At 71.7% G+C, this 23,172-nt stretch carries 18 protein-coding genes; 1 reads left to right on the top strand and 17 read right to left on the bottom strand.

What is annotated here, in order from left to right; translation table 11 throughout:
- The first annotated feature begins 38 nt into the window (after positions 1–38).
- Positions 39–14,438, top strand: a complete 14,400-nt coding sequence (locus tag ACWCXC_RS01965; RefSeq protein WP_450885999.1) for an SDR family NAD(P)-dependent oxidoreductase — start codon at positions 39–41, stop codon at positions 14,436–14,438.
- Here the strand turns inward: ACWCXC_RS01965 and ACWCXC_RS01960 are convergent.
- The 17 genes from ACWCXC_RS01960 to rplV form a co-directional block, all read right to left on the bottom strand.
- Entirely contained in the window at positions 14,419–15,075 is a 657-nt protein-coding gene (locus tag ACWCXC_RS01960; RefSeq protein WP_450682343.1) for an adenylate kinase, read from the bottom strand. The genes ACWCXC_RS01965 and ACWCXC_RS01960 overlap by 20 nt on opposite strands.
- Positions 15,075–16,394, bottom strand: coding sequence for a preprotein translocase subunit SecY (gene secY / locus ACWCXC_RS01955; protein ID WP_450682344.1), 1,320 nt, complete (start codon positions 16,392–16,394; stop codon positions 15,075–15,077). The genes ACWCXC_RS01960 and secY overlap by 1 nt, the downstream gene beginning before the upstream one ends.
- Before the next feature lie 224 nt (positions 16,395–16,618).
- A complete protein-coding gene (gene rplO / locus ACWCXC_RS01950) occupies positions 16,619–17,074 on the bottom strand; it encodes a 50S ribosomal protein L15 (RefSeq protein ID WP_450682345.1) in 456 nt (151 codons plus the stop codon).
- Position 17,075: 1 nt separating this feature from the next.
- Entirely contained in the window at positions 17,076–17,258 is a 183-nt protein-coding gene (gene rpmD, locus ACWCXC_RS01945; RefSeq protein ID WP_003966943.1) for a 50S ribosomal protein L30, read from the bottom strand.
- On the bottom strand, positions 17,258–17,863 hold the full coding sequence (rpsE, locus tag ACWCXC_RS01940) for a 30S ribosomal protein S5 (RefSeq protein WP_018101216.1): 606 nt from the start codon (positions 17,861–17,863) through the stop codon (positions 17,258–17,260). The genes rpmD and rpsE overlap by 1 nt, the downstream gene beginning before the upstream one ends.
- A gap of 46 nt (positions 17,864–17,909) precedes the next feature.
- Positions 17,910–18,293, bottom strand: coding sequence for a 50S ribosomal protein L18 (gene rplR, locus ACWCXC_RS01935; RefSeq protein ID WP_111337428.1), 384 nt, complete (start codon positions 18,291–18,293; stop codon positions 17,910–17,912).
- Positions 18,294–18,295: 2 nt separating this feature from the next.
- A complete protein-coding gene (gene rplF / locus ACWCXC_RS01930) occupies positions 18,296–18,835 on the bottom strand; it encodes a 50S ribosomal protein L6 (protein ID WP_383639993.1) in 540 nt (179 codons plus the stop codon).
- Positions 18,836–18,856: 21 nt separating this feature from the next.
- On the bottom strand, positions 18,857–19,255 hold the full coding sequence (rpsH, locus tag ACWCXC_RS01925; RefSeq protein WP_005313538.1) for a 30S ribosomal protein S8: 399 nt from the start codon (positions 19,253–19,255) through the stop codon (positions 18,857–18,859).
- 224 nt (positions 19,256–19,479) lie between these two features.
- Positions 19,480–19,665 carry a type Z 30S ribosomal protein S14 gene (locus ACWCXC_RS01920; protein ID WP_003948630.1) on the bottom strand — a complete coding sequence of 62 codons (186 nt, stop codon included), beginning with the start codon at positions 19,663–19,665 and terminating at the stop codon, positions 19,480–19,482.
- 2 nt (positions 19,666–19,667) lie between these two features.
- Positions 19,668–20,225, bottom strand: coding sequence for a 50S ribosomal protein L5 (gene rplE, locus ACWCXC_RS01915; RefSeq protein ID WP_018550615.1), 558 nt, complete (start codon positions 20,223–20,225; stop codon positions 19,668–19,670).
- Complete coding sequence (rplX, locus tag ACWCXC_RS01910) at positions 20,225–20,548, bottom strand: 50S ribosomal protein L24 (RefSeq protein ID WP_111337423.1); 324 nt, start codon at positions 20,546–20,548, stop codon at positions 20,225–20,227. The genes rplE and rplX overlap by 1 nt, the downstream gene beginning before the upstream one ends.
- A gap of 2 nt (positions 20,549–20,550) precedes the next feature.
- Positions 20,551–20,919: a 50S ribosomal protein L14 gene (gene rplN / locus ACWCXC_RS01905; protein ID WP_003966950.1), complete on the bottom strand. Its 369-nt coding sequence runs from the start codon at positions 20,917–20,919 to the stop codon at positions 20,551–20,553.
- A gap of 109 nt (positions 20,920–21,028) precedes the next feature.
- The gene (gene rpsQ, locus ACWCXC_RS01900; RefSeq protein WP_383639998.1) at positions 21,029–21,313 is read right to left on the bottom strand and encodes a 30S ribosomal protein S17; all 285 of its coding nucleotides are present in this window, start codon (positions 21,311–21,313) and stop codon (positions 21,029–21,031) included.
- Positions 21,313–21,537, bottom strand: coding sequence for a 50S ribosomal protein L29 (gene rpmC / locus ACWCXC_RS01895; RefSeq protein WP_014047786.1), 225 nt, complete (start codon positions 21,535–21,537; stop codon positions 21,313–21,315). The genes rpsQ and rpmC overlap by 1 nt, the downstream gene beginning before the upstream one ends.
- Positions 21,537–21,956 (bottom strand): 50S ribosomal protein L16, encoded by a 420-nt coding sequence (gene rplP, locus ACWCXC_RS01890; RefSeq protein ID WP_018101222.1) that lies wholly within the window; start codon positions 21,954–21,956, stop codon positions 21,537–21,539. Before rplP ends, rpmC begins: the two co-directional genes overlap by 1 nt.
- Positions 21,957–21,961: 5 nt before the next feature.
- Positions 21,962–22,798, bottom strand: a complete 837-nt coding sequence (gene rpsC, locus ACWCXC_RS01885) for a 30S ribosomal protein S3 (RefSeq protein ID WP_148020233.1) — start codon at positions 22,796–22,798, stop codon at positions 21,962–21,964.
- Complete coding sequence (gene rplV, locus ACWCXC_RS01880; RefSeq protein ID WP_004571827.1) at positions 22,798–23,145, bottom strand: 50S ribosomal protein L22; 348 nt, start codon at positions 23,143–23,145, stop codon at positions 22,798–22,800. The genes rpsC and rplV overlap by 1 nt, the downstream gene beginning before the upstream one ends.
- Positions 23,146–23,172: the final 27 nt, after the last annotated feature.

The raw sequence follows: 23,172 nt of genomic DNA, 5'->3' as shown, positions 1-23,172 counted from the left end.
CATGAACCGGCATGAACAAGGACTCGGTGGGACCCAACATGTCCAATGACGACGCACGGCTTCTCGACTACCTCAAGCGGGTCACGGCGGATCTGCACCAGACGCGGCGCAGGCTCCAGGAAGCCGAGGGCCAGAACCACGAGCCCATCGCCGTCGTGGCGATGAGCTGCCGCTACCCGGGGGGCGTCACCACCCCCGAGGAGCTGTGGCGGCTCGTCTCCGAGGGCCGGGACGCCGTCTCCACCTTCCCCACGGACCGGGGCTGGGACCTGGACGCGCTGCGCGGCGACGACGCCGCCGCCACGGGCGGCAGCTACGTCAACGAGGGCGGATTCGTCCGGGACGTCGCGGACTTCGACGCCGGCTTCTTCGGGATCAGCCCCAACGAGGCCCTGACCATGGACCCGCAGCAGCGGCTGCTCCTGGAGGTGTCCTGGGAAGCCATCGAGCGGGCCGGGATCGACCCGGCGTCGCTGCGCGGCAAGCCCGTCGGCGTGTTCGCGGGCTCCGGCATCCAGGACTACGAGTACATCGTCGGCGCGGCGGGCGAGGTCGCGGAGGCGTACATGACGACGGGCAACGCCGCCGCCGTCATCTCCGGCCGGATCTCCTACACCCTGGGCCTGGAGGGCCCCGCCGTCACCGTCGACACCGCCTGCTCGTCCTCGCTCGTCTCGCTGCACCTGGCCGCCCAGGCGCTGCGGCAGCGCGAGTGCACGCTGGCCCTGGCGGGCGGCGTCATGGTGATGTCGACCCCGTCCCCGTTCATCGCGTTCAGCCGCCAGCGCGGACTGGCCCCCGACGGCCGCTGCAAGGCGTTCGCGGAGGCCGCCGACGGCACCGGCTGGTCCGAGGGCGCCGGCATGCTCGTCCTCGAACGCCTCGCGGACGCCCGCCGCAACGGCCACCCCGTCCTCGCCGTCGTGCGCGGCAGCGCGGTCAACCAGGACGGCGCCAGCAACGGCCTCACCGCTCCCAACGGCCGCGCCCAGCAGCGCGTCATCCGCCAGGCCCTCGCCAACGCCAAGCTCTCCGCCACCCATGTCGACGCCGTCGAGGGCCACGGCACCGGCACCACCCTCGGCGACCCCATCGAGGCGCAGGCGCTGCTGGCCACCTACGGCCAGGGCCGCGACGAGGACCGCCCGCTGTGGCTCGGCTCCATCAAGTCCAACATGGGCCACGCCCAGGCCGCGGCCGGAGTCGGCTCCGTCATCAAGATGGTCGAGGCGCTGCGCCACGGCGTCCTGCCCAAGACCCTCCACGTGGACGAGCCGTCGAGCCACGTCGACTGGTCGGCGGGCCGGGTTCGGCTGCTGACCGAGAGCCGTGTCTGGGAACGCACCGAGGACCGGCCCAGGCGGGCCGGTGTCTCCGCGTTCGGGGTGAGCGGGACGAACGCCCACGTCATCCTGGAGGAGGCCCCCGACCCGGCGGCCGAAGCGCCCGGGACGGCCGAGACCCCCGCGTCCCCGGAGGCCGGTCGGGCCCCTGCGTCCCCGGGGGCCCCCGCGTCTCGGGAGGCCCGGGAGAACGCCGAAGCCCCCGCGGCCTCCGAAGCCCCCGCGGCCTCCGAAGCCCCCGCCGTCTCCGAAGCCCCCGCCGCCACGCTTCCCGCCGTACTGCCGTGGCTGCTCTCCGCCCGCGACCGCCAGGCCCTGGCCGCCCAGGCCGGCCGGATGCACGCCCACCTCACCGGGGAAGCCGCCCCCCAGACCCCCGGCGACCTCACGTACTCCCTGGCCACCACTCGCGCCGCCCTCGACCACCGGGCGGTCGTCCTGGCCGGCACCCCCGACACGGCCCGGGACGGCCTCGCCGCCCTGGCCTCGGGCGAGACCCACCCGGCGCTCTTCCGCGGCGCCGCCACCAAGGGCACGACCGCGTTCCTGTTCACGGGGCAGGGCGCGCAGCGGTTGGGGATGGGGCGTGAACTGTACGGCTCCTTCCCGGTGTTCGCGGGGGCGTGGGATGCGGTCTGCGTTGAGGTCGATGCCCATCTGGGGGCGTCGCTCGCGGATGTGGTGTGGGGCGAGGACGCGGACGCGCTGAACGCGACGGGGATCACCCAGCCCGCGTTGTTCGCGTTCGAGGTCGCGTTGTTCCGGCTGGTGGAGTCGTGGGGCGTGACGCCGGACGTGGTCGTCGGTCACTCGATCGGTGAGGTGGCCGCCGCGCATGTCTCGGGTGTGCTGTCCCTGGCCGACGCGGCCCGTCTGGTCGTGGCCCGGGGCCGGTTGATGCAGGCCCTGCCGACCGGGGGCGCGATGGTCGCCGTCCAGGCGGGTGAGGAAGAAGTCCTGCCGCTGCTCACCGACGGGGTGTCGATCGCGGCGGTCAACGGCCCGCAGGCGGTCGTCGTCTCCGGGGCCGAGAGCGAGTCCCTGGCCGTGGGCGAGCACTTCGCCGCGCTGGGCCGCAAGACGAGCCGTCTGTCGGTTTCGCACGCGTTCCATTCCTCCCTGATGGACCCGATGCTGGACGCGTTCCGGGAGGTGGCCGCCTCGCTGGCGTACGCCGAGCCGCGCATCCCGGCGGTCTCGACCGTGACGGGTGAGCTGACCTCGGACTGGCGGTCGCCGGAGTACTGGGTCGATCAGGTCCGCCAGGCCGTGCGCTTCGCGGACGCCGTACGGGCGGCCGAGGCGACCGGCGTCCGCACCTTTGTCGAGATCGGGCCGGACGCCGTCCTCACCGCCCTGGGGGCCGCGTCCGTCACCGACGCGTCCACCGGTCTGGTGCCGCTGCTGCGCAAGGACCTGTCCGAACCGGCGGCCCTGGTCACGGGGCTCGGCCGGCTGTACACCACCGGCACCTCCGTGGACTGGGAGGCGTTCTACGCCGGTACGGGCGTCCGCCGCGTCGCGCTGCCCACGTACGCCTTCCAGCGCAGCCGCTACTGGGTCGAGGGCGGTGGCGCCCCCGGAGACGTGACCGCCGCCGGTCTCGCCGCCGCCGGGCATCCGCTGCTGGGCGCGGTCGTCTCGCTCGCGGACTCCGGCGGTGTCGTGCTGACCGGCCGGGTCTCCGTCTCGGCGCAGCCGTGGCTCGCGGACCATGTCGTCGGGGACTCCGTGGTCTTCCCCGGCACCGGCTTCGTGGAACTGGCCGTGCGGGCCGGGGACCAGGTCGGCTGCGAGACGCTCGACGAACTGATGCTCCAGGCACCGCTGGTGCTGCCCGCCCGGGGCGCGGTCGCCCTCCAGGTCGAGGTCGGTGCGGCGGACGCCTCCGGGCGGCGCCCGGTCAGCGTCCACTCCCGCCGCGACGACCAGCCGGACCAGCCGTGGACGCTCCACGCGGCCGGGGTCCTCGCCGCCACCACGGCGGACACCGCCCCCTTCGACCTGGCCGCCTGGCCGCCCGCCGGGGCGACGCCGCTCGACACGGACGGGGTGTACGCGGGCCTGGCCGAGGCCGGTCTCGCCTACGGGCCCGCGTTCCGGGGGCTGACGGCCGCCTGGCGGTCCGGGACGGCGATCTGTGCCGAGGTGGCGCTGCCGGAGGGGGCTCGTGCCCGGGCCGCTGCCTTCGGGCTGCACCCGGCGCTGCTGGACGCCTCGCTGCACGGGTCCGTCTTCACGGACCTCTACGACGGGGCCACCGGGCCCGTGCTGCCGTTCGTCTGGACGGGCGTGCGGCTGCACGCCTCCGGCGCCGGCCGCCTGCGGGTCCGGATCGCCCCCGACGGGGCCGGGGCCGTCGCCCTGTCCGTCGCCGACGAGACGGGCCGGCCCGTGCTGTCCGTGGACGCGCTCGTCCTGCGCGAGGTCTCCGCCGAGCAGCTGGCCGCCGCCCGTACCGTCGCCCATGAATCACTGTTCGGCCTGGACTGGGCCGAACTCCCCGCCGCCGAACCCCAGTCGGCGCCGCTCGACTGGGCCGCGCTGCCCTCCGACGGGCCCGTGCCCGGGAACGGGGACGTCGTCCTGCGCCCCTCCGCCACGGGCGCCGACCCCGCGTCCGTGCGCGCGGCCACCGCCGAGGTGCTGGCCGCGCTCCAGCACTGGCTGGCGGACGAGCGGTACGCGGGCTCCCGGCTGCTCGTCGCGACGAGCGGCGCGGTCGCCCGGACCGGCGGACCCCGCGAGGACGTCACGGACCTGGCCGGCGCCGCCGTCTGGGGCCTGGTGCGCTCCGCGCAGGCCGAGCACCCCGGACGGTTCCTCCTCGCGGACCTGGACGACCCGGCCGACGAGGCCCAGGCCGCCGCCGCCCTCGCGACCGGCGAGTCCCAGACCCTGGTGCGGGGCGGGGCCGTGTACGGCGCCCGGCTCGTCCGTCTCACCGACGACCCGGAGACCCGGACCGCGCCCGACTTCGGCGACGGCACGGTCCTGGTGACCGGGGCGACCGGCGCGCTCGGCACGCTGGTGGCCAGGCAGCTCGTGGGCGCGCACGGCGTGCGGAGCCTGCTGCTGCTCTCCCGGCGCGGGGCGGACGCCCCCGGCGCCGCCGAGCTGGGCCACGAACTGCGCGCGCTCGGCGCCGAGGTGGCCTTCGCCGCCTGCGACGCCGCGGACCGCGAGGCGCTGGCCGCCGCGCTCGACGGCGTGCCGCTGACGGGCGTCGTCCACCTCGCCGGTGTCCTCGACGACACCCTGATCGCCTCGCTCACCCCGGAGAGCCTGGACACCGTCCTGCGGGCCAAGGCCGACGCCGCGCTCCACCTCCACGACCTCACCCGGGACCGGGCGCTGTCGGCGTTCGTCCTGTTCTCCTCCGCCACCGGGGTCCTCGGCGTCCCCGGCCAGGCCAACTACGGCGCCGCGAACGCCGTCCTGGACGCCCTCGCCGCCCACCGCACCGCCCACGGCCTGCCCGCCCGCTCCCTGGCCTGGGGCCTGTGGGCGAGCGGCATGTCCGGCACCCTGACGGACGCCGACCTCCAGCGCCTGAGCCGTACCGGCATCGGCGCCCTGACCTCAACGTACGGCGTGGAGCTGTTCGACCGGGCGCTGACCGTGGACACCCCCGTCGTCCTGCCGATCCGGCTCGACGTGCGCACCCTCGCCGAGGCGGGCGAGGCGCTGCCGCCGCTCTTCCGGAAGCTGGTGCGGATACGGCCCCGGCGGGCCGCCGCCGCCACGGCCGAGGCGGCGGGCGCGCTGCGCGGCCGGCTGGCCGCCCTGGCCCCCGAGGACCGCGAGGCCGCCCTGCTCGACCTGGTGCGCACCCAGGTCGCGGCGGCGCTCGGCTACCCGGGACCGGAGGCCGTCGACGAGACGCGCGCCTTCAGCGAACTGGGCTTCGACTCGCTGACGGCCGTCGAGTTCCGCAACGCCGTCAGCGCCGCCGCCGAGGTCCGGCTGCCCGCGACCCTGGCCTTCGACTACCCGAGCCCCCGCGCCCTGGCCCGGCACCTGCTCGCCGAACTCGACGGCACCCTCGTCCAGGCCGCCCCCACCGGCCCCGCCACCGCCGCCGGACACGACGACGACCCGGTCGTGATCGTCTCCATGGCCTGCCGCTACCCGGGCGGCGTCCGCAGCCCCGAGCAGCTGTGGCGGCTCGTCGCGGACGGCGTGGACGCGGTCTCGGACTTCCCCGGCAACCGTGGCTGGGACCTGGACCGGGTGTACGACCCGAGCGCGGAGCGCCCGCACACCACCTACGCCAATCAGGGCGGATTCCTGCACGAGGCGGGCGAGTTCGACCCGGCGTTCTTCGGGATCAGCCCCAATGAGGCCGCCGTCATGGACCCGCAGCAGTTCCTGCTGCTGGAGACGGCGTGGGAGGCGTTCGAGCGGGCCGGGATCGACCCGGAGACGCTGCGCGGCAGCATGACCGGCTGCTGGGCCGGGATGATGTACCACGACTACGCGGCCAACAACAGCACGGGCGCCATCGCCTCGGGCCGCGTCTCCTACGTGTTCGGCCTGGAGGGCCCGGCCGTCACCGTCGACACCGCGTGCTCCTCCTCGCTCGTCTCCCTGCACTTCGCCGCCCAGGCCCTGCGCTCCGGCGAGTGCTCCCTGGCCCTCGCGGGCGGCGTCGCCGTCATGGCGACCCCCGAGGTGTTCGTGGAGTTCAGCCGGCAGCGCGGCCTCGCCCCGGACGGCCGGTGCAAGTCCTTCGGCGCCGGAGCCAACGGCACCGGCTGGGGCGAGGGCGCGGGCATGCTCCTCCTGGAGCGGCTCTCCGACGCCCGCCGCAACGGCCACCCGGTGCTCGCCGTCGTCAAGGGCTCCGCCCTCAACCAGGACGGCGCGTCCAACGGCCTCACCGCCCCCAACGGCCCGTCCCAGCAGCGCGTCATCCGCCAGGCTCTCGCCAACGCGGGCCTCACCGCCGCCGAGGTCGACGCCGTGGAGGCCCACGGCACCGGCACGGTCCTGGGCGACCCGATCGAGGCGCAGGCGCTGCTCGCCACGTACGGCCAGGGGCGGGAGGCGGACCGGCCGCTGTGGCTGGGCTCCATCAAGTCCAACATGGGCCACACGCAGGCGGCGGCGGGTGTCGCGGGCATCATCAAGATGGTCATGGCGATGCGCCACGGCGTTCTGCCCCCGACCCTGCACGCCGAGGAGCGCTCCGACCAGATCGACTGGTCGGCCGGGGACGTCCACCTGCTCACCGAGGCCCGGGACTGGGCGCCGGGGGACCACCCGCGCCGGGCCGGTATCTCCTCCTTCGGGATCAGCGGCACCAACGCCCACGTGATCGTGGAAGAGCCCCCCTCGCTCCCCGCGTCCGATCCGGAGCGCCGCACGGAGCTGCCCGCCGCCCCCTGGATCGTCTCCGCCAAGAGCCCCCAGGCCCTGGCGGGCCAGGCCCAAGCTCTGCTCCCCCTGGCCGACGCCGCCGACCCGCGCCCCGAGGACATCGGCTACTCCCTCGCCACCGCCAGACCCGCCTTCGAGCACCGCGCGGTGGTCCTCGGCCCCGACCGCACGGCCGCCCTCACCGCCCTCGCGACGGGCGAGGACCACCCTGGCCTGGTGCGGGGCACCGCCCGAACGGCCGGGAAGTCGGCGTTCCTGTTCACCGGGCAGGGCGCGCAGCGGCTGGGCATGGGACGTGAACTGCACGCTGCCTTCCCGGTGTTCGCGGCAGCCTGGGACGCGGTCTGCGTTGAGGTCGATGCCCATCTGGGGGCGTCGCTCGCGGACGTGGTGTGGGGCGAGGACGCGGACGCGCTGAACGCGACGGGGATCACCCAGCCCGCGTTGTTCGCGTTCGAGGTCGCGTTGTTCCGGCTGGTGGAGTCGTGGGGCGTGACGCCGGACGTGGTCGTCGGTCACTCGATCGGTGAGGTGGCCGCCGCGCATGTCTCGGGGGTGCTGTCCCTGGCCGACGCGGCGCGGCTGGTGGTGGCCCGGGGCCGGTTGATGCAGGCATTGCCGTCCGGGGGCGCGATGGTCGCCGTCCAGGCGACCGAAGAAGAAGTCCTGCCCGTTCTCACCGAGGGTGTCTCGATCGCGGCGGTCAACGGGCCGCAGTCCGTGGTCGTGTCGGGTGAGGAGGGTGAAGCCCTGGCTGTGGGCGAGCACTTCGCCTCCCTGGGCCGCAAGACGAGCCGTCTGTCGGTCTCGCACGCGTTCCACTCCTCCCTGATGGACCCGATGCTGGACGCGTTCCGGGAGGTCGCCGCGTCTCTGTCGTACGCCGAGCCGCGTATCCCCGCCGTCTCGTCCGTGACGGGAACGCTCGCCTCGGACTGGCAGTCGCCGGAGTACTGGGTCGGCCAGGTCCGCGAGACCGTCCGGTTCGCGGATGCCGTACGCGCTGCCGAGTCCTTCGGGGCACGCACCTTCGTGGAGATCGGCCCGGACGCGGTGCTCACCGCGCTCGGAGCCGGCTCCGCCGAGGACGAGAACAGCGTCTTCGTGCCGCTCGTGCGCCGGAACCGTGAGGAGGCGGAGTCGCTGGTCGCGGGTGTGGGCCGGTTGTACGCGGACGGGGTCCGGGTCGGCTGGGAGGCGTTCTGGGCCGGGGCGGGGGCGCGGCGCGTGGAGCTGCCGACGTACGCGTTCCAGTGCACGCGCTACTGGATCGGCATGGACGAATACCTCGCCAACTCCTGGATCGGGGGCGGCGGGAGCAGCATGGCGACGGCCGGTCTCACCGATGCCGGGCATCCGCTGCTGGGGGCGGTCGTGCCGTCGCCGGACACGGACATGGTGACGTTCACGGGCCGGCTGTCCGCCGCGACGCACGGCTGGATCGCGGACCACGACGTGCTGGGCAGCGTGCTGCTTCCGGGCACGGGCTTCGTGGAGCTGGCCGTGCGGGCCGGGGACCAGGTCGGCTGCGGGGTGCTGGAGGAACTGGCCCTTCAGGCGCCGCTGATCCTTCCGGGCCGTGGTGCGGTGATCGTGCAGATGGTCGTCGGTGCCGCCGACGCGACGGCCCGCCGTTCGGTGAGCGTGTACTCACGTGCCGAGGACCGCCCGGACCTGGCGTGGACCCTGCACGCCGACGGGGTGCTCGCCCCGGGCGCCGCCCCCGCCGCGTTCGACCTCTCGGCCTGGCCGCCCGCCGGGGCCGAGGAACTGCCCCTGGACGGTGCCTACGCGGGGCTGCGCGAGCGCGGCTTCGGGTACGGGCCGGTGTTCCAGGGCCTGAAGGCGGCCTGGCGCGCGGACGGCGTGCTGTACGCGGAGGTCGCGCTGCCCGAGCAGGCGCACGCGGAGGCCGAGGCGTTCGGGCTGCACCCGGCGCTGCTGGACGCGGCGATGCACGCGGCGCTCGTCAACGGGACGGGCGGCGACGAGACCGTCCTCCCATTCGTCTGGCGGGAGGTGACCCTGCACGCCACGGGGGCCTCCGCCGTCCGCGTCCGCATCACCCAGCCCACCCCGGAAAGCCTCTCCCTCCAGGTCGCTGACGTCACCGGCGCCCCCGTGGCCACGGTCGGCGCGGTCGTCGGCCGGCCCGTCTCCAGCGAGCAGTTGGCCACGCACGGCAGCGACTGCCTGTTCCGGATCGGGTGGAACCCGCTGCCGGCCCCCGCCGGCCAGACCCCGCCCGAGGCTGCTCTTTCCGCCGTCTTCGACTGCGGGGCCCGTGACCTGGACGTCGAGGACGTCCCGGGCGCCGTGCACGACCTGGTGGGCCAGGTCCTCGGCGCCGTACAGGAGTGGCTGTCCGAGGACCGTCCCGAGGGCGCGGTCCTGGCCGTCGTCACCCGGGACGCCGTCGCCGTGGCGGACGGAGAGCCGGTGGACGTGCGCCACGCCCCGGTGTGGGGGCTGGTGCGCGCCGCGCAGGCCGAGAACCCGGGCAGGTTCGTCCTGATCGACACCGACGGTTCCGTGCCCTGGGAGCGGCTGGTGGCCCTGGGTGAACCGGAGCTGGCCGTGCGCGACGGGGAGATCCGTGTCCCGAGGCTGGCCCTGGCCCCGGCTCCGGCTCCCGACGAGGACGCCGGACCGGTGTGGGACGCCGGCGGGACCGTGCTGATCACGGGCGGCACCAGCGGTCTCGGTGCGCGCGTCGCCCGGCACCTGGTCACCGAGCACGGCGTACGCGGACTGCTGCTGGCCGGCCGCCGGGGCGCGGACACCCCCGGGGTCGCCGAACTCGTCACGGAACTCACCGCGCTCGGCGCCACGGTCGAGGTCGCCGCCTGCGACGCCGCCGACCGGGACGCCCTCGCCGCGCTCCTCGCCTCGGTCGGCCCGGACTGCCCCCTCACCGGGGTCGTGCACGTCGCGGGTGTCGTGGACAACGGGGTCGTCGGGGCGCTGACGCCCGAGCGGGTCGACGCGGTGCTGCGGCCGAAGGTGGACGCGGCCTGGCATCTGCACGAGCTGACGCGGGACCTGGAGCTGTCGGCGTTCGTGATGTTCTCCTCGGCGGGCGGGCTCGTCCTGGCCGCCGGACAGGGCAACTACGCCGCCGCCAACGTCTTCCTGGACGCCCTGGCCGCTCAGCGCCGGGCCGAGGGCCGGGCGGCCACCGCGATGGCCTTCGGGCTCTGGGGCGTCGACACCGGCATGACCAGCGTCGCCATGCTCGGCCTGGCCGAGGAGCGGATGGCGGCCCAGGGGCTGCCCGCGCTCTCCGAGGCGGAGGGCCTGGCCCTCTTCGACGCGGCACTCGCCTCCGGCCTCCCGGCCACCGTGCCGCTCCGCGTCGACACCGGCGTCCTGCGCAACCGGGGAGCCGAACTCCCTCCCCTTCTCCGGGGCCTGGTCCGCGTCCCCGTACGCCGGACCGCGCGGTCCACGGACGGCGGCGACGGGCTGCTCGCCCGGCTGGCGGGGCTCGACGCGCCCGCCCGTGCCGACGCGCTCCTCGACCTCGTCCGGACACATGTCGCCGGGGTCCTCGGCCACGCCTCCGCCGACGCGATCGAACCCGAACGGGCCTTCAGCGAGCTGGGCTTCGACTCGCTCGCCGCCGTCGAACTGCGCAACCGGCTCGGCTCCGCGACCGGCCTCCGGCTGCCCGCCACGCTGATCTTCGACTACCCGACCGCCGACGCCGTCGCCGCCTACATCGGCACCGAGGTGACCGGACCGGACCACGCGCCGCCCGCGCCCGCCCGCGCCCTGCCCACGGGCGGTGGCGCGGACACCGGCGACGACCCGGTGGTCATCGTCGGCATGGGCTGCCGCTACCCGGGAGGCGTCACCACCCCCGAGGAGCTGTGGACGCTCGTCGCGGACGGCACCGACGCCATCGGCGGCTTCCCCGAGGACCGGGGCTGGGACGCGGAGGTGTACGACCCCGAGCCCGGCACCCCCGGACGCACCTACGCCCGCGAGGGCGGATTCCTCTACGACGCGGCGGACTTCGACCCGGTCTTCTTCGGGATCAGCCCCAACGAGGCGCTGATGATGGACCCGCAGCAGCGGCTCCTCCTCGAAGTGTCCTGGGAGGCGATCGAGCGCGCCGGGATCGACCCGACGACGCTCAAGGGCTCGTCGACCGGGGTGTTCGCCGGAGTGATGTACCACGACTACGCGCTCGGCGTGGAGGCCGCGGCCAGCAGCGGCGGCAGCCTCGTCTCCGGCCGCACCGCCTACACCCTGGGCCTGGAGGGCCCCGCCGTCACCGTCGACACCGCGTGCTCGTCCTCGCTCGTCGCCCTGCACATGGCGGCCCAGGCGCTCCGCTCCGGCGAATGCGCCCTCGCCCTGGCCGGAGGCGTCGCCGTCATGGGCACCCCGGGCATGTTCATCGAGTTCAGCCGGCAGCGCGGACTCGCCCCCGACGGCCGCTCCAAGTCCTTCGCCGCCTCCGCCGACGGGGTCGCCTGGGGCGAGGGCGCCGGGGTGCTGCTCCTGGAACGGCTCTCCGACGCCCGCCGCAACGGCCACCCGGTCGTCGGCGTCCTGCGCGGCTCCGCCCTCAACCAGGACGGTGCCAGCAACGGAATGACCGCCCCCAACGGCCCGTCCCAGCAGCGCGTCATCCGCCAGGCCCTCGCCAACGCGGGCCTCTCCGCCACCGAGGTCGACGCGGTCGAGGCCCACGGCACCGGCACCACGCTCGGCGACCCCATCGAGGCGCAGGCGCTGCTGGCCACGTACGGCCAGGGGCGCGAGGAGGACCGGCCGCTGTGGCTGGGCTCCATCAAGTCCAACGTGGGCCACACCCAGGCGTCTTCGGGCGTCGCCGGGGTGATCAAGATGGTCATGGCGATGCGCCACGGCGTCCTCCCCAGGACCCTGCACGTGGACGCCCCCTCCGACCAGGTGGACTGGGAGGCCGGACACGTCTCCCTGCTCACCGAGGCCCGGGAGTGGGAGCGGGCCGACCGTCCGCGCCGCGCGGGCGTCTCCTCCTTCGGGATCAGCGGGACGAACGCCCACGTGATCGTGGAGGAGGCCCCGGCGTCCGATGCCGTACGGGGCGGGGCCGCACCCCTTCCCGTCGTGCCGTGGGTCCTCTCCGGCAAGAGCCCGCAGGCGCTCGCCGCCCGCGCCGAGCAACTGATCGACCGCCTGACGGACGGCCCCGCGCCCGACCCCGTCGATCTCGGCCTCTCCCTCGTCTCGACCCGCACCGCGTTCCCGCACCGCGCCGTCGTCGTCGGCTCCGGCACCGAGGAACTGCTGCGCGGCCTCACCGCCCTGGCCCAGGGCCGGAACGCCCCCGCCGTGGCCGCCGGACAGGCACGCCGCAGCGGGAAGTCGGCGTTCCTGTTCACCGGGCAGGGCGCGCAGCGCCTCGGCATGGGCCGCGACCTGTACGACACGTTCCCGGCGTTCGCGGAGGCGTGGGACGCGGTCTGCGCGGAGGTCGACGCTCATCTCGGGGCGTCGCTGCGGGAGGTGGTGTGGGGCGAGGACGCGGACGCGCTGAACGCGACCGGGATCACCCAGCCCGCCCTCTTCGCCTTCGAGGTCGCGCTGTACCGGCTGGTGGAGTCGTGGGGCGTGACCCCGGACGTCGTCGCCGGTCACTCGATCGGTGAGCTGGCCGCCGCGCATGTCTCGGGGGTGCTGTCCCTGGCCGACGCGGCCCGGCTCGTGGTCGCGCGCGGGCGTCTGATGCAGGCGCTGCCCGCCGGGGGCGCGATGGTCGCCGTCCAGGCCACCGAGGAGGAAGTTCTTCCGCTCCTCACCGACGGTGTGGGCATCGCGGCGGTCAACGGCCCGCAGTCCGTGGTCGTGTCGGGTGTGGAGGCCGAGGCCCTGGCGGTGGGCGAGCACGTCGCCGCCGCCGGGCGCAAGACGAGCCGCCTCTCCGTCTCGCACGCGTTCCACTCCTCGCTGATGGACCCGATGCTGGACGAGTTCCGCACGGTGGCCGCGTCGCTGACGTACGCCGAACCGCGCATCCCGGCCGTCTCGACCGTGACGGGTGAACCGAGCACCGATTGGCAGTCGCCCGAGTACTGGGTCGGCCAGGTCCGCCAGGCCGTCCGCTTCACCGACGCCGTCGCCGCGCTGGCGGGGCAGGGGGCGACCCGCTTCCTGGAGATCGGCCCGGACGGCATCCTGACCGGCCTCGCCCAGCAGATCCTGGACCGGGACGCCACGGACGGCGAGACGGTCGTCGTGCCGGCGGTGCGCCGGAACAGGCCGGAGGCCGAAGCACTGGTCACGGCCCTGGGACGGCTGTACGCGGACGGGGCCCGGGTCGACTGGGCGGCCTTCTACGCCGGCACGGGCGCCCGCACGGTCGACCTGCCGACGTACCCGTTCCAGCGGACCCGCTACTGGGTGGACGCGGCCAAGCCCGCCACCGATGCCTTCGCCGTGGGCCAGGACGCCCTCGACCACCCGCTGCTGGCGGCCGTCGTCGCCTCGCCCGACACCGACTCGGTGACCTTCACGGCCCGGGTCTCCCTCGACACCCAGCCCTGGGTGGCCGACCATGCCGTGCACGGGAGCGTGCTCCTGCCCGGCACGGGCTTCGTCGAACTCGCCCTGCGCGCCGCCGACCACGTCGGCTGCGCCCTCGTGGAGGAACTGACGCTGTACGCGCCGCTGGTGCTGCCCGAGCGTGGCGGGGTCCTGCTCCAGGTCGTCGTCTCGGAGCCCGACGCCGAGGCCCGGCGCACGGTGCGGGTGTACTCCCGGCCCGAGAACCACCCCGAAGAGCCGTGGACCCGGCACGCCGACGGCCTCCTCGCCCCCGCCACGGACAAGGCCGGCGACGGCCTCGCCGACTGGCCGCCCGCCGGGGCGGAGGAACTGGACGCCGACGGGCTCTACGACGGCCTCCAGGAACGCGGATTCGGCTACGGACCGGTCTTCCGCGGCCTCACCGCGGCCTGGCGGCACGGCGACGCGCTGTACGCGGAGATCGCCCTGCCCGAGCAGGCCCACGAGGACGCGGCGCGCTTCGGCCTCCACCCCGCGCTGCTCGACGCCGCCATGCACGCGCTCGGCTTCGGCGGGCTCGGCGCGGACGAGGACGAGGGGCGGGCGCTGCTCCCCTTCTCCTGGAGCGGTGTCACCCTGCACGCCGCCGCCGCGACCTCCGTACGGGTCCGGCTCGCCCCCGTCGAGGGGCAGCGCAACGCCGTCCGGCTCGACCTGGCCGACCCGGCCGGGGCGCCCGTCGCCACCGTCGCCGCGCTCCAGCTGCGGCCGGTCGCCGCCGAGCACCTGGGCGGCGGCGGGTTCCGCGACGCGCTGCTGGCCGTCGACTGGCAGCCCGTCGGCGGCGGCGGGCCGCGCGGTGACTGGGCGGTCGCCGGGCCCGGCCTGGTCGTGGCCGGGGTGCCGGTCGTCGCCGGCCTCGACGCGCTCGCGGATTCCGGTGCCGGTGCGCCCGACGCGGTGCTGCTGCCGGTCCTCGCGGACGCGGCCGGGGCCGGCACGGAGGACGCGGTGCCCGCCGGGACCCGTACCGCCGTGGACACCGCCCTCGCCGCCGTGCGGCGGTGGCTGGCGGAACCGGCGTACGCCTCGTCCCGGCTCGTGCTGGTGACCCGGTCCGCCGGCGCCCGGGGGGGCCGCGCCCCCGGCGCCCCCGCCCCCGACTGCGTTGCTGGGTGTCCTGCGGGTGCGCTCAGCCCTGGTCGGCCTTGAGCGCCTCCATGGCCCTCTCGGTCACATCGGTGACCTTGCCGAGCGCGGAGATGGTGACCACCAGGTCCTGGGACCGGTAGTAGTCGATGATCGGCTCGGTCTGCGTGTGGTAGACCTCCAGCCGGGTACGGACCGTCTCCTCGCTGTCGTCGTCACGCTGGTACAGCTCGCCGCCGCAGAGGTCGCAGACGCCCTCGGTCTTCGGCGGGTTGTACGTCACGTGGAAGACGTGCGCGCTCTCGTTGCGGCAGATGCGGCGGCCCGCGATCCGCTTCACGACCTCGTCCTCGGGAACTTCGAGGTCGAGCACCGCGTCCAGCTTGACGCCCTCGTCCTTGAGCATCACATCAAGGGCTTCGGCCTGGCCCACGTTGCGCGGGAAGCCGTCGAGCAGGAAGCCGTTGACCGCGTCCGGCTGGGACATGCGGTCCTTGGCCATCCCGATCGTGACCTCGTCCGGCACCAGCTGCCCCGCGTCCATGTAGGCGCGGGCCTGCTTGCCAAGGTCCGTGCCCTGGCTGATGTTGGCGCGGAAGAGGTCGCCCGTGGAGATGTGCGGAATCGACAGGTTCTTGGCAAGGTACGCGGCCTGCGTTCCCTTGCCGGCACCCGGCGGGCCGACGAGGACGATTCGCATCAGCGGAGGAACCCTTCGTAATTGCGCTGCTGGAGCTGACTCTCGATCTGCTTCACGGTCTCCAGACCCACACCCACGATGATGAGGATGCTCGTCCCGCCGAACGGGAAGTTCTGGTTGGCTCCACCGAAGCCTGCCAACGCCATCGTCGGCACAAGAGCGATCAGACCCAGATACAGCGAGCCCGGCCAAGTGATCCTGTTGAGCACGTAGCTCAGGTACTCGGCAGTAGGTCGACCTGCCCGGATACCCGGGATGAACCCACCATACTTCTTCATGTTGTCGGCGACTTCCTCGGGGTTGAACGAGATCGCCACATAGAAGAAGGCGAAGAACACGATCAACAGGAAGTACGTGGCGATGTAGTAGGGGTGGTCGCCCTTGACGAAGTTGTCCTTGATCCAGGTCGCCCAGCCCGCGTTGGAGTTGGAGAACTGGACGATCAGGGCCGGGATGTAGAGCAGCGAAGAAGCGAAGATGACGGGGATCACACCCGCCTGGTTCACCTTCAGCGGGATGTACGTGGACGTGCCACCGTACGACCTGCGGCCGATCATGCGCTTCGCGTACTGCACCGGGATGCGGCGCTGGGCCTGCTCGACGAAGACGACGAGGCCCACCATCACGAATCCGATGAGGATGACCGTGCCGAACTCGATCCAGCCGTCCGCGAGCTTGCCGCTCGTCTTGATGGCCCACAGGGCGCCGGGGAAGCTGGCGGCGATCGAGATGAACATCAGGATCGACATGCCGTTGCCGATGCCGCGGTCGGTGATGAGCTCACCGAGCCACATGACGGCGGCGGTGCCGGCGGTCATCGTGATGACCATCGTGATGGTCGTGAACAGCGACTGGTTCGGAACGATCTGGTCCGCGACCGGGCAGCCGCTGAACAGCGCACCGCTGCGCGCGGTGGCCACCAGGCCGGTGCCCTGGAGGATGGCGAGCGCGACCGTCAGATAACGCGTGTACTGCGTGATCTTGGCCTGGCCGGACTGGCCCTCCTTCTTGAGCGCCTCGAGTCGCGGAATGACCACGGTGAGCAGCTGAAGGATGATGCTGGCGGTGATGTACGGCATGATGCCGAGCGCGAAGATCGTGATCTGCAGCAGTGCACCACCGCTGAACATGTTCACCAGGCCGAACAGGCTGTTGTTGCCCTTGCTTGCCTGGTCAACACAGGTCTGAACGTTTTCGTAGCTCACTCCGGGCACGGGGATGTGCGCCCCGAGCCGGTAGAGCACGATGATGCCGAGCGTGAAGAGCAGCTTCTTGCGCAGGTCGGGCGTCTTGAACGCCCGGGCGAACGCGGTGAGCACGGTGCCTCCTGCGACCCCCGCGCGATGCGTAGAGGTGACGGTCTTGAGGTTCGACGAATGAGTAACAGCCAAAGGCCCCTGAACGCACGCGCCCAGGGGTTACCACAGCAACGGACGCCACCTTACCGGCGTACATGCCCCCCTAGGAACGACCAACCGGGGATGCCCCATTTGAGAGGGCATCCCCGGTCGGATGTTCAGGCCACCGAATGGTCCGAGTTGTCTCAGACGAGCTCGGTGACGGAGCCGCCGGCGGCGGCGATCTTCTCCTTGGCGGAGCCGGAGACGGCGTCGACCGTCACCTGCAGCGCCACGGAGATCTCGCCCTGTCCGAGGACCTTGACGAGGTGGTTGTTGCGCACCGCGCCCTTGGCGACCAGATCGGCCACCGTGACCTCTCCACCCTCGGGGTAGAGCGTCGCGAGCTTGTCCAGGTTCACGACCTGGTACTCGGTGCGGAACGGGTTCTTGAAGCCCTTGAGCTTCGGGAGACGCATGTGGAGGGGCATCTGGCCACCCTCGAAGCGCTCCGGAACCTGGTAACGGGCCTTGGTGCCCTTGGTACCACGACCAGCGGTCTTACCCTTGGACGCCTCACCACGACCCACACGGGTCTTGGCGGTCTTGGCACCCGGGGCAGGCCGGAGGTCATGGGCCTTCAGCGGCTTGTTCTCCGCCATGTCAGTCGACCTCCTCAACCGTCACGAGGTGGCGGACGGTGTGCACCATGCCGCGGAACTCGGGGCGGTCCTCCTTGACAACCGAGTCGTTCAGGCGCTTGAGCCCGAGCGAACGCAGGGTGTCGCGGTGGTTCTGCTTGCTGCCGATGTACGACTTCGTCTGCGTGATCTTGAGGCGAGCCATTACGCACCCGCTCCCGCACGCGCACGAAGCAGGGCCGCGGGGGCGACGTCCTCGAGGGGCAGACCGCGGCGGGCCGCGATCTCCTCGGGACGCTGCAGGCCCTGGAGGGCCGCCACGGTCGCGTGCACGATGTTGATCGGGTTCGAGGACCCGAGCGACTTCGACAGGATGTCGTGGACGCCGGCGCACTCCAGGACGGCGCGCACCGGGCCACCGGCGATCACACCGGTACCGGGGGAAGCCGGCTTGAGCAGGACGACGCCCGCGGCCTTCTCACCCTGGATCGGGTGAGGGATGGTGCCCTGGATGCGCGGGACCTTGAAGAAGTTCTTCTTGGCCTCTTCCACGCCCTTGGCGATGGCCGCGGGAACTTCCTTGGCCTTGCCGTAACCGACACCGACGGTGCCGTCACCATCGCCCACCACGACCAGCGCGGTGAAGCTGAAGCGACGACCACCCTTCACAACCTTGGCGACACGGTTGATCGCGACGACGCGCTCGACGTACGCGGTCTTCTCGGCGGCGGCAGCGCCGCCGTCACGGCCCTTCCGGTCCCGCCGCTCGCCGCCACCGGCACCGCTTCCGCGGCGCTGGGGTCCAGCCATTGGATTTACCTCTCTCTGTTACGTCCGCTGTGCGTAGGAACCGGGGCTAGAACTTCAGCCCGGCTTCACGGGCGGCGTCAGCCAGAGCGGCAATCCGCCCGGCGTACTGGTTACCACCGCGGTCAAACACGACGGCCTCGACGCCTGCGGCCTTGGCACGCTCGGCGACCAGGGCGCCGACCTGCTTGGCCTGGCTGCTCTTGTCGCCCTCGCCACCACGGATGGAGACGTCCAGGGTCGACGCCGACGCGAGCGTGTGGCCCGCGATGTCGTCGATGACCTGAGCCACCATGTGGCGGTTGGACCGCGTCACGACCAAGCGCGGACGCTCCGGCGAACCGGAGATGTGCTTGCGGACACGGATGTGGCGACGCTTGCGGGCGGCACGCTTGTAGGCGTCGCCCTTGGCGATCTTCACGCCGTATGCCATGGCTACTTACCAGCCTTTCCGACCTTGCGGCGGATGACCTCGCCGGCGTACTTGACGCCCTTGGCCTTGTACGGGTCAGGCTTCCGCAGCTTGCGGATCTTGGCCGCGGTCTCGCCGACCTTCTGCTTGTCGATGCCCTCGACGGTGAACTTCGTGGGGGACTCCACCTTGAAGGTGATGCCCTCCGGGGCCTCGATCAGGATCGGGTGGCTGTAGCCCAGGGCGAACTCCAGGTTGGAGCCCTTCGCCTGGACGCGGTAACCGACACCGCTGATCTCGAGCGCCTTGATGTATCCCTGGGTCACACCGGTGATCATGTTCGCCACCAGCGTGCGGGACAGGCCGTGAAGGGCCTTGTTCTGACGCTCGTCGTTCGGGCGGACGACGTTCAGGACGCCGTCCTCACCCTTGGTGACCTCGATGGGCGCGGCGACGGTGTGCGTGAGGGTGCCCTTGGGACCCTTCACCGCGACCGTGCGGCCCTCGATGGTGACGTCCACACCGGCGGGAACCTGGATGGGGAGCTTGCCGATACGCGACATGAGCTATTCCTCCGTTCCCGACTACCAGACGTAGGCGAGGACTTCCCCACCTACGCCCTTCTTCTGAGCCTGCTGGCCGGTCAGGAGACCGTGGGACGTGGAGATGATCGCCACGCCCAGGCCGCCGAGGACCTTCGGCAGGTTGGTGGACTTTGCGTACACACGCAGACCCGGCTTCGAGATGCGCTTGATGCCGGCGATCGAGCGCTCGCGGTTCGGGCCGAACTTCAGCTCGAGGACGAGGTTCTTGCCGACCTCGGCGTCCTCGACCTTCCAGCCGGTGATGAAGCCCTCCTGCTGGAGGATCTCCGCGATGTGCGACTTGATCTTGCTGTGCGGCATCACGACGGAGTCGTGGTACGCCGAGTTCGCGTTACGCAGACGCGTGAGCATGTCTGCGATCGGATCAGTCATGGTCATGAATTGGCCTTCGGCCTCTCTCGCCGGGGTTTCCTGTATGCGCCATCCCTCTCCCCACTCAGAGGCGGGACGGGTGCGGCGCGGGGACCTACGGCGTAGTAAGTCGGTCTTGGGCGGCAGGCGCCCAACCCTGCAAGCCTACGGCATGCGGGGGTGGGCTCCTGCCGACCAGATGCTTACCGAGAGTCTCCGGTGATTCCCAACGCCCAACGGGCGAAGGAGAATTACCAGGAGCTCTTGGTCACGCCCGGCAGCTCGCCGCGGTGAGCCATCTCACGAAGGCACACACGGCACAGGCCGAACTTGCGGTAGACGGAGTGGGGCCGGCCGCAGCGCTGGCAGCGGGTGTACCCGCGGACGCCGAACTTCGGCTTACGGGCGGCCTTAGCGATCAGAGCCTTCTTCGCCACGGTCAGTTCTCCTTGAACGGGAAGCCGAGGTGACGAAGGAGGGCACGACCCTCGTCGTCGTTGGTCGCCGTGGTGACCACGGTGATGTCCATGCCCCGGACCCGGTCGATCTTGTCCTGGTCGATCTCGTGGAACATGACCTGCTCCGTGAGACCGAAGGTGTAGTTGCCACGGCCGTCGAACTGCTTCGGCGACAGGCCGCGGAAGTCACGGATACGCGGAAGCGCGAGCGACAGCGTACGGTCCAGGAACTCCCACATGCGGTCACCGCGAAGGGTGACGTGGCAGCCGATCGGCTGCCCCTCGCGCAGCTTGAACTGCGCGATCGACTTGCGGGCCTTGGTGACGGCCGGCTTCTGACCGGTGATCGTGGTGAGGTCGCGCACGGCGCCGTCGATCAGCTTGGAGTCGCGGGCGGCGTCGCCCACACCCATGTTGACCACGATCTTGACCAGACCGGGAATCTGCATGACGTTCTCGTAGGAGAACTCCTCACGCAGCTTGCCGGCGATTTCCTCGCGGTAGCGCGTCTTGAGACGCGGCGCAGTGGTGGTAGTCATCAGATGTCCTCACCGGTGCGCTTGGCAACGCGGATCTTGTTGCCCTCGTCGTCGAAACGGTAGCCGACGCGAGTGACGACCTTCTTGCCGTCCTTCTCGACAACCAGCTGCACGTTGCTGACGTGGACGGGCGCCTCGGTCGTCACAATGCCACCGGTCTGCGAACCGCGAGCGGTCTGACCGGCCTTGGTGTGCTTCTTGACCCGGTTGACACCCTCGACGAGGACGCGGTCCTGAGCGGGGTAGGCCACGATGACCTTGCCCTGCTTGCCCTTGTCCTTGCCGGTGATGACCTGAACCAGGTCGCCCTTCTTGATCTTCATGCTTACAGCACCTCCGGCGCGAGCGAGATGATCTTCATGAACTTCTTCTCGCGCAGCTCACGGCCGACCGGGCCGAAGATACGGGTGCCGCGGGGGTCGCCGTCGTTCTTCAGAATGACGGCGGCGTTCTCGTCGAAGCGGATGTACGAGCCATCCTGACGACGACGCTCCTTGACGGTGCGAACGATGACGGCCTTGACGACGTCACCCTTCTTCACGTTGCCACCGGGGATCGCGTCCTTCACGGTGGCGACGATGACGTCACCGATGCCCGCGTAGCGGCGACCCGAGCCACCGAGAACACGGATGGTGAGAATTTCCTTCGCACCCGTGTTGTCGGCGACACGCAGTCGCGACTCCTGCTGGATCACGTCTATCTCCTGATCGTCTGCCGGTTCCCGGCGGGGAGCCCCGTAAGCGTGTTACGAGGCTCCCGCGCCGAGCCTGGCGGAACTGACCTGAGGGAAACCCCTCAGGAAATTACTTGGCCTTCTCGAGGATCTCGACGATGCGCCACCGCTTCGTGGCGGACAGCGGCCGGGTCTCCATCAGGAGGACGCGGTCGCCGACGCCGGCGGCGTTCTGCTCGTCGTGGGCCTTGAGCTTGTTCGTACGGCGGATGACCTTGCCGTACAGCGCGTGCTTGACGCGGTCCTCGACGGCGACGACGACGGTCTTGTCCATCTTGTCGCTGACGACGAGGCCCTCGCGGGTCTTGCGGAAGCCGCGCTCGGTCTTGGTCTCAGTCACAGTGTTCTCGCTCATCAGACGCTCTCCACCGTCTCGATGCCGAGCTCGCGCTCACGCATCAGGGTGTAGATCCGGGCGATGTCCTTACGGACGGACTTGAGCCGACCGTGGTTCTCGAGCTGCCCGGTCGCCGCCTGGAAGCGGAGGTTGAACAGCTCTTCCTTGGCCTCGCGGAGCTTGTTGAGGAGCTCCTCGTTGCCCAGCTCGCGCAGCTCGGACGCCTTGGTACCGGCCGACATCACGCTTCACCTGCCTCGCGCTTGACGATCCGGCACTTCATCGGCAGCTTGTGGGCCGCACGGGTCAGCGCCTCACGGGCGATCTTCTCGTTGGGGTACGACAGCTCGAACATGACGCGTCCGGGCTTGACGTTGGCGATCCACCACTCCGGGGAACCCTTACCGGAACCCATGCGGGTCTCGGCAGGCTTCTTGGTGAGGGGACGGTCCGGGTAGATGTTGATCCAGACCTTGCCGCCACGCTTGATGTGACGCGTCATGGCGATACGAGCGGACTCGATCTGACGGTTCGTCACGTACGCCGGGGTCAGCGCCTGGATGCCGTACTCGCCGAACGCAACCTGCGTGCCACCCTTGGACATACCGCTGCGCTTCGGGTGGTGCTGCTTGCGGTGCTTGACCCTACGGGGGATCAGCATTTCGGTCAGGCCTCCGTTCCGGTGCTCTCAGCAGCCGGAGCAGCGGCGGACGCCTCGGCCTTGGGGGCCTCGGCGGCCGGAGCCGACTGCTGCGGCTTGCGGCCGCGACCGCCACGCTCGCCACCGCGGCCACCGCGACCGGCCGGACGGTCAGCGCCGCCACGGGCCGGGCGGTTGCCCGCACGGGCAGCAGCGTTCTCGGCGCGGACCTCGGCGATGTTCTTGACGTCGCCCTTGTAGATCCAGACCTTCACACCGATGCGGCCGAAGGTCGTCTTGGCCTCGAAGAAGCCGTAGTCCACGTTCGCGCGGAGGGTGTGCAGGGGCACACGGCCCTCGCGGTAGAACTCCGAGCGGGACATCTCGGCGCCGCCGAGGCGGCCACCGCACTGGATCTTGATGCCCTTGGCGCCGGCCTTCATCGAGCTCTGCATGCTCTTGCGCATGGCCCGACGGAAGGAGACGCGGGAGGAGAGCTGCTCGGCGACGGCCTGGGCCACCAGCTGAGCGTCCACCTCGGGGTTCTTGACCTCGAGGATGTTCAGCTGGACCTGCTTGCCGGTCAGCTTCTCCAGCTCGCCGCGGATGCGGTCGGCCTCGGCGCCGCGGCGGCCGATGACGATGCCCGGACGCGCGGTGTGGATGTCAACGCGGACGCGGTCGCGGGTGCGCTCGATCTCCACCTTGGAGATGCCGGCCCGCTCCATGCCCTTCGTCATCATGCGACGAATGGCGACGTCTTCCTTGACGTAGTCCTTGTACAGCTTGTCGGCGTACCAACGGGACTTGAAGTCCGTGGTAATGCCGAGCCGGAACCCGTGCGGGTTTACCTTCTGGCCCATTACCGGGTTCCTTCCTTGCTGCTGACGACCACGGTGATGTGGCTGGTCCGCTTACGGATCCGGTAGGCACGGCCCTGAGCACGCGGACGGAACCGCTTCAGGGTCGGGCCCTCGTCCACGTACGCCTCGCTGATGACCAGCGAAGAGGCGTCCGTGTGGTCGTAGTTGTGTGCAGCGTTGGCGATGGCGCTGTCCAGCACCTTGCCAACCGGCACGCTCGCGGCCTGCGGGGCGAAACGCAGGACCGCCTGAGCCTCCGTGGCATCCATGCCACGGATGAGGTCCACCACGCGGCGGGCCTTCATGGGCGTGACGCGGATGTACCGCGCCTGGGCCCTGGCTTCCATGGTTGTCCCTTCGGTGTAAGTCATAGT

This window comes from Streptomyces sp. NPDC001515, from assembly GCF_053597115.1.
The sequence above is the reverse complement of the archived record's forward strand: the minus strand, read 5'-3'. Positions and strand labels throughout refer to the sequence as shown.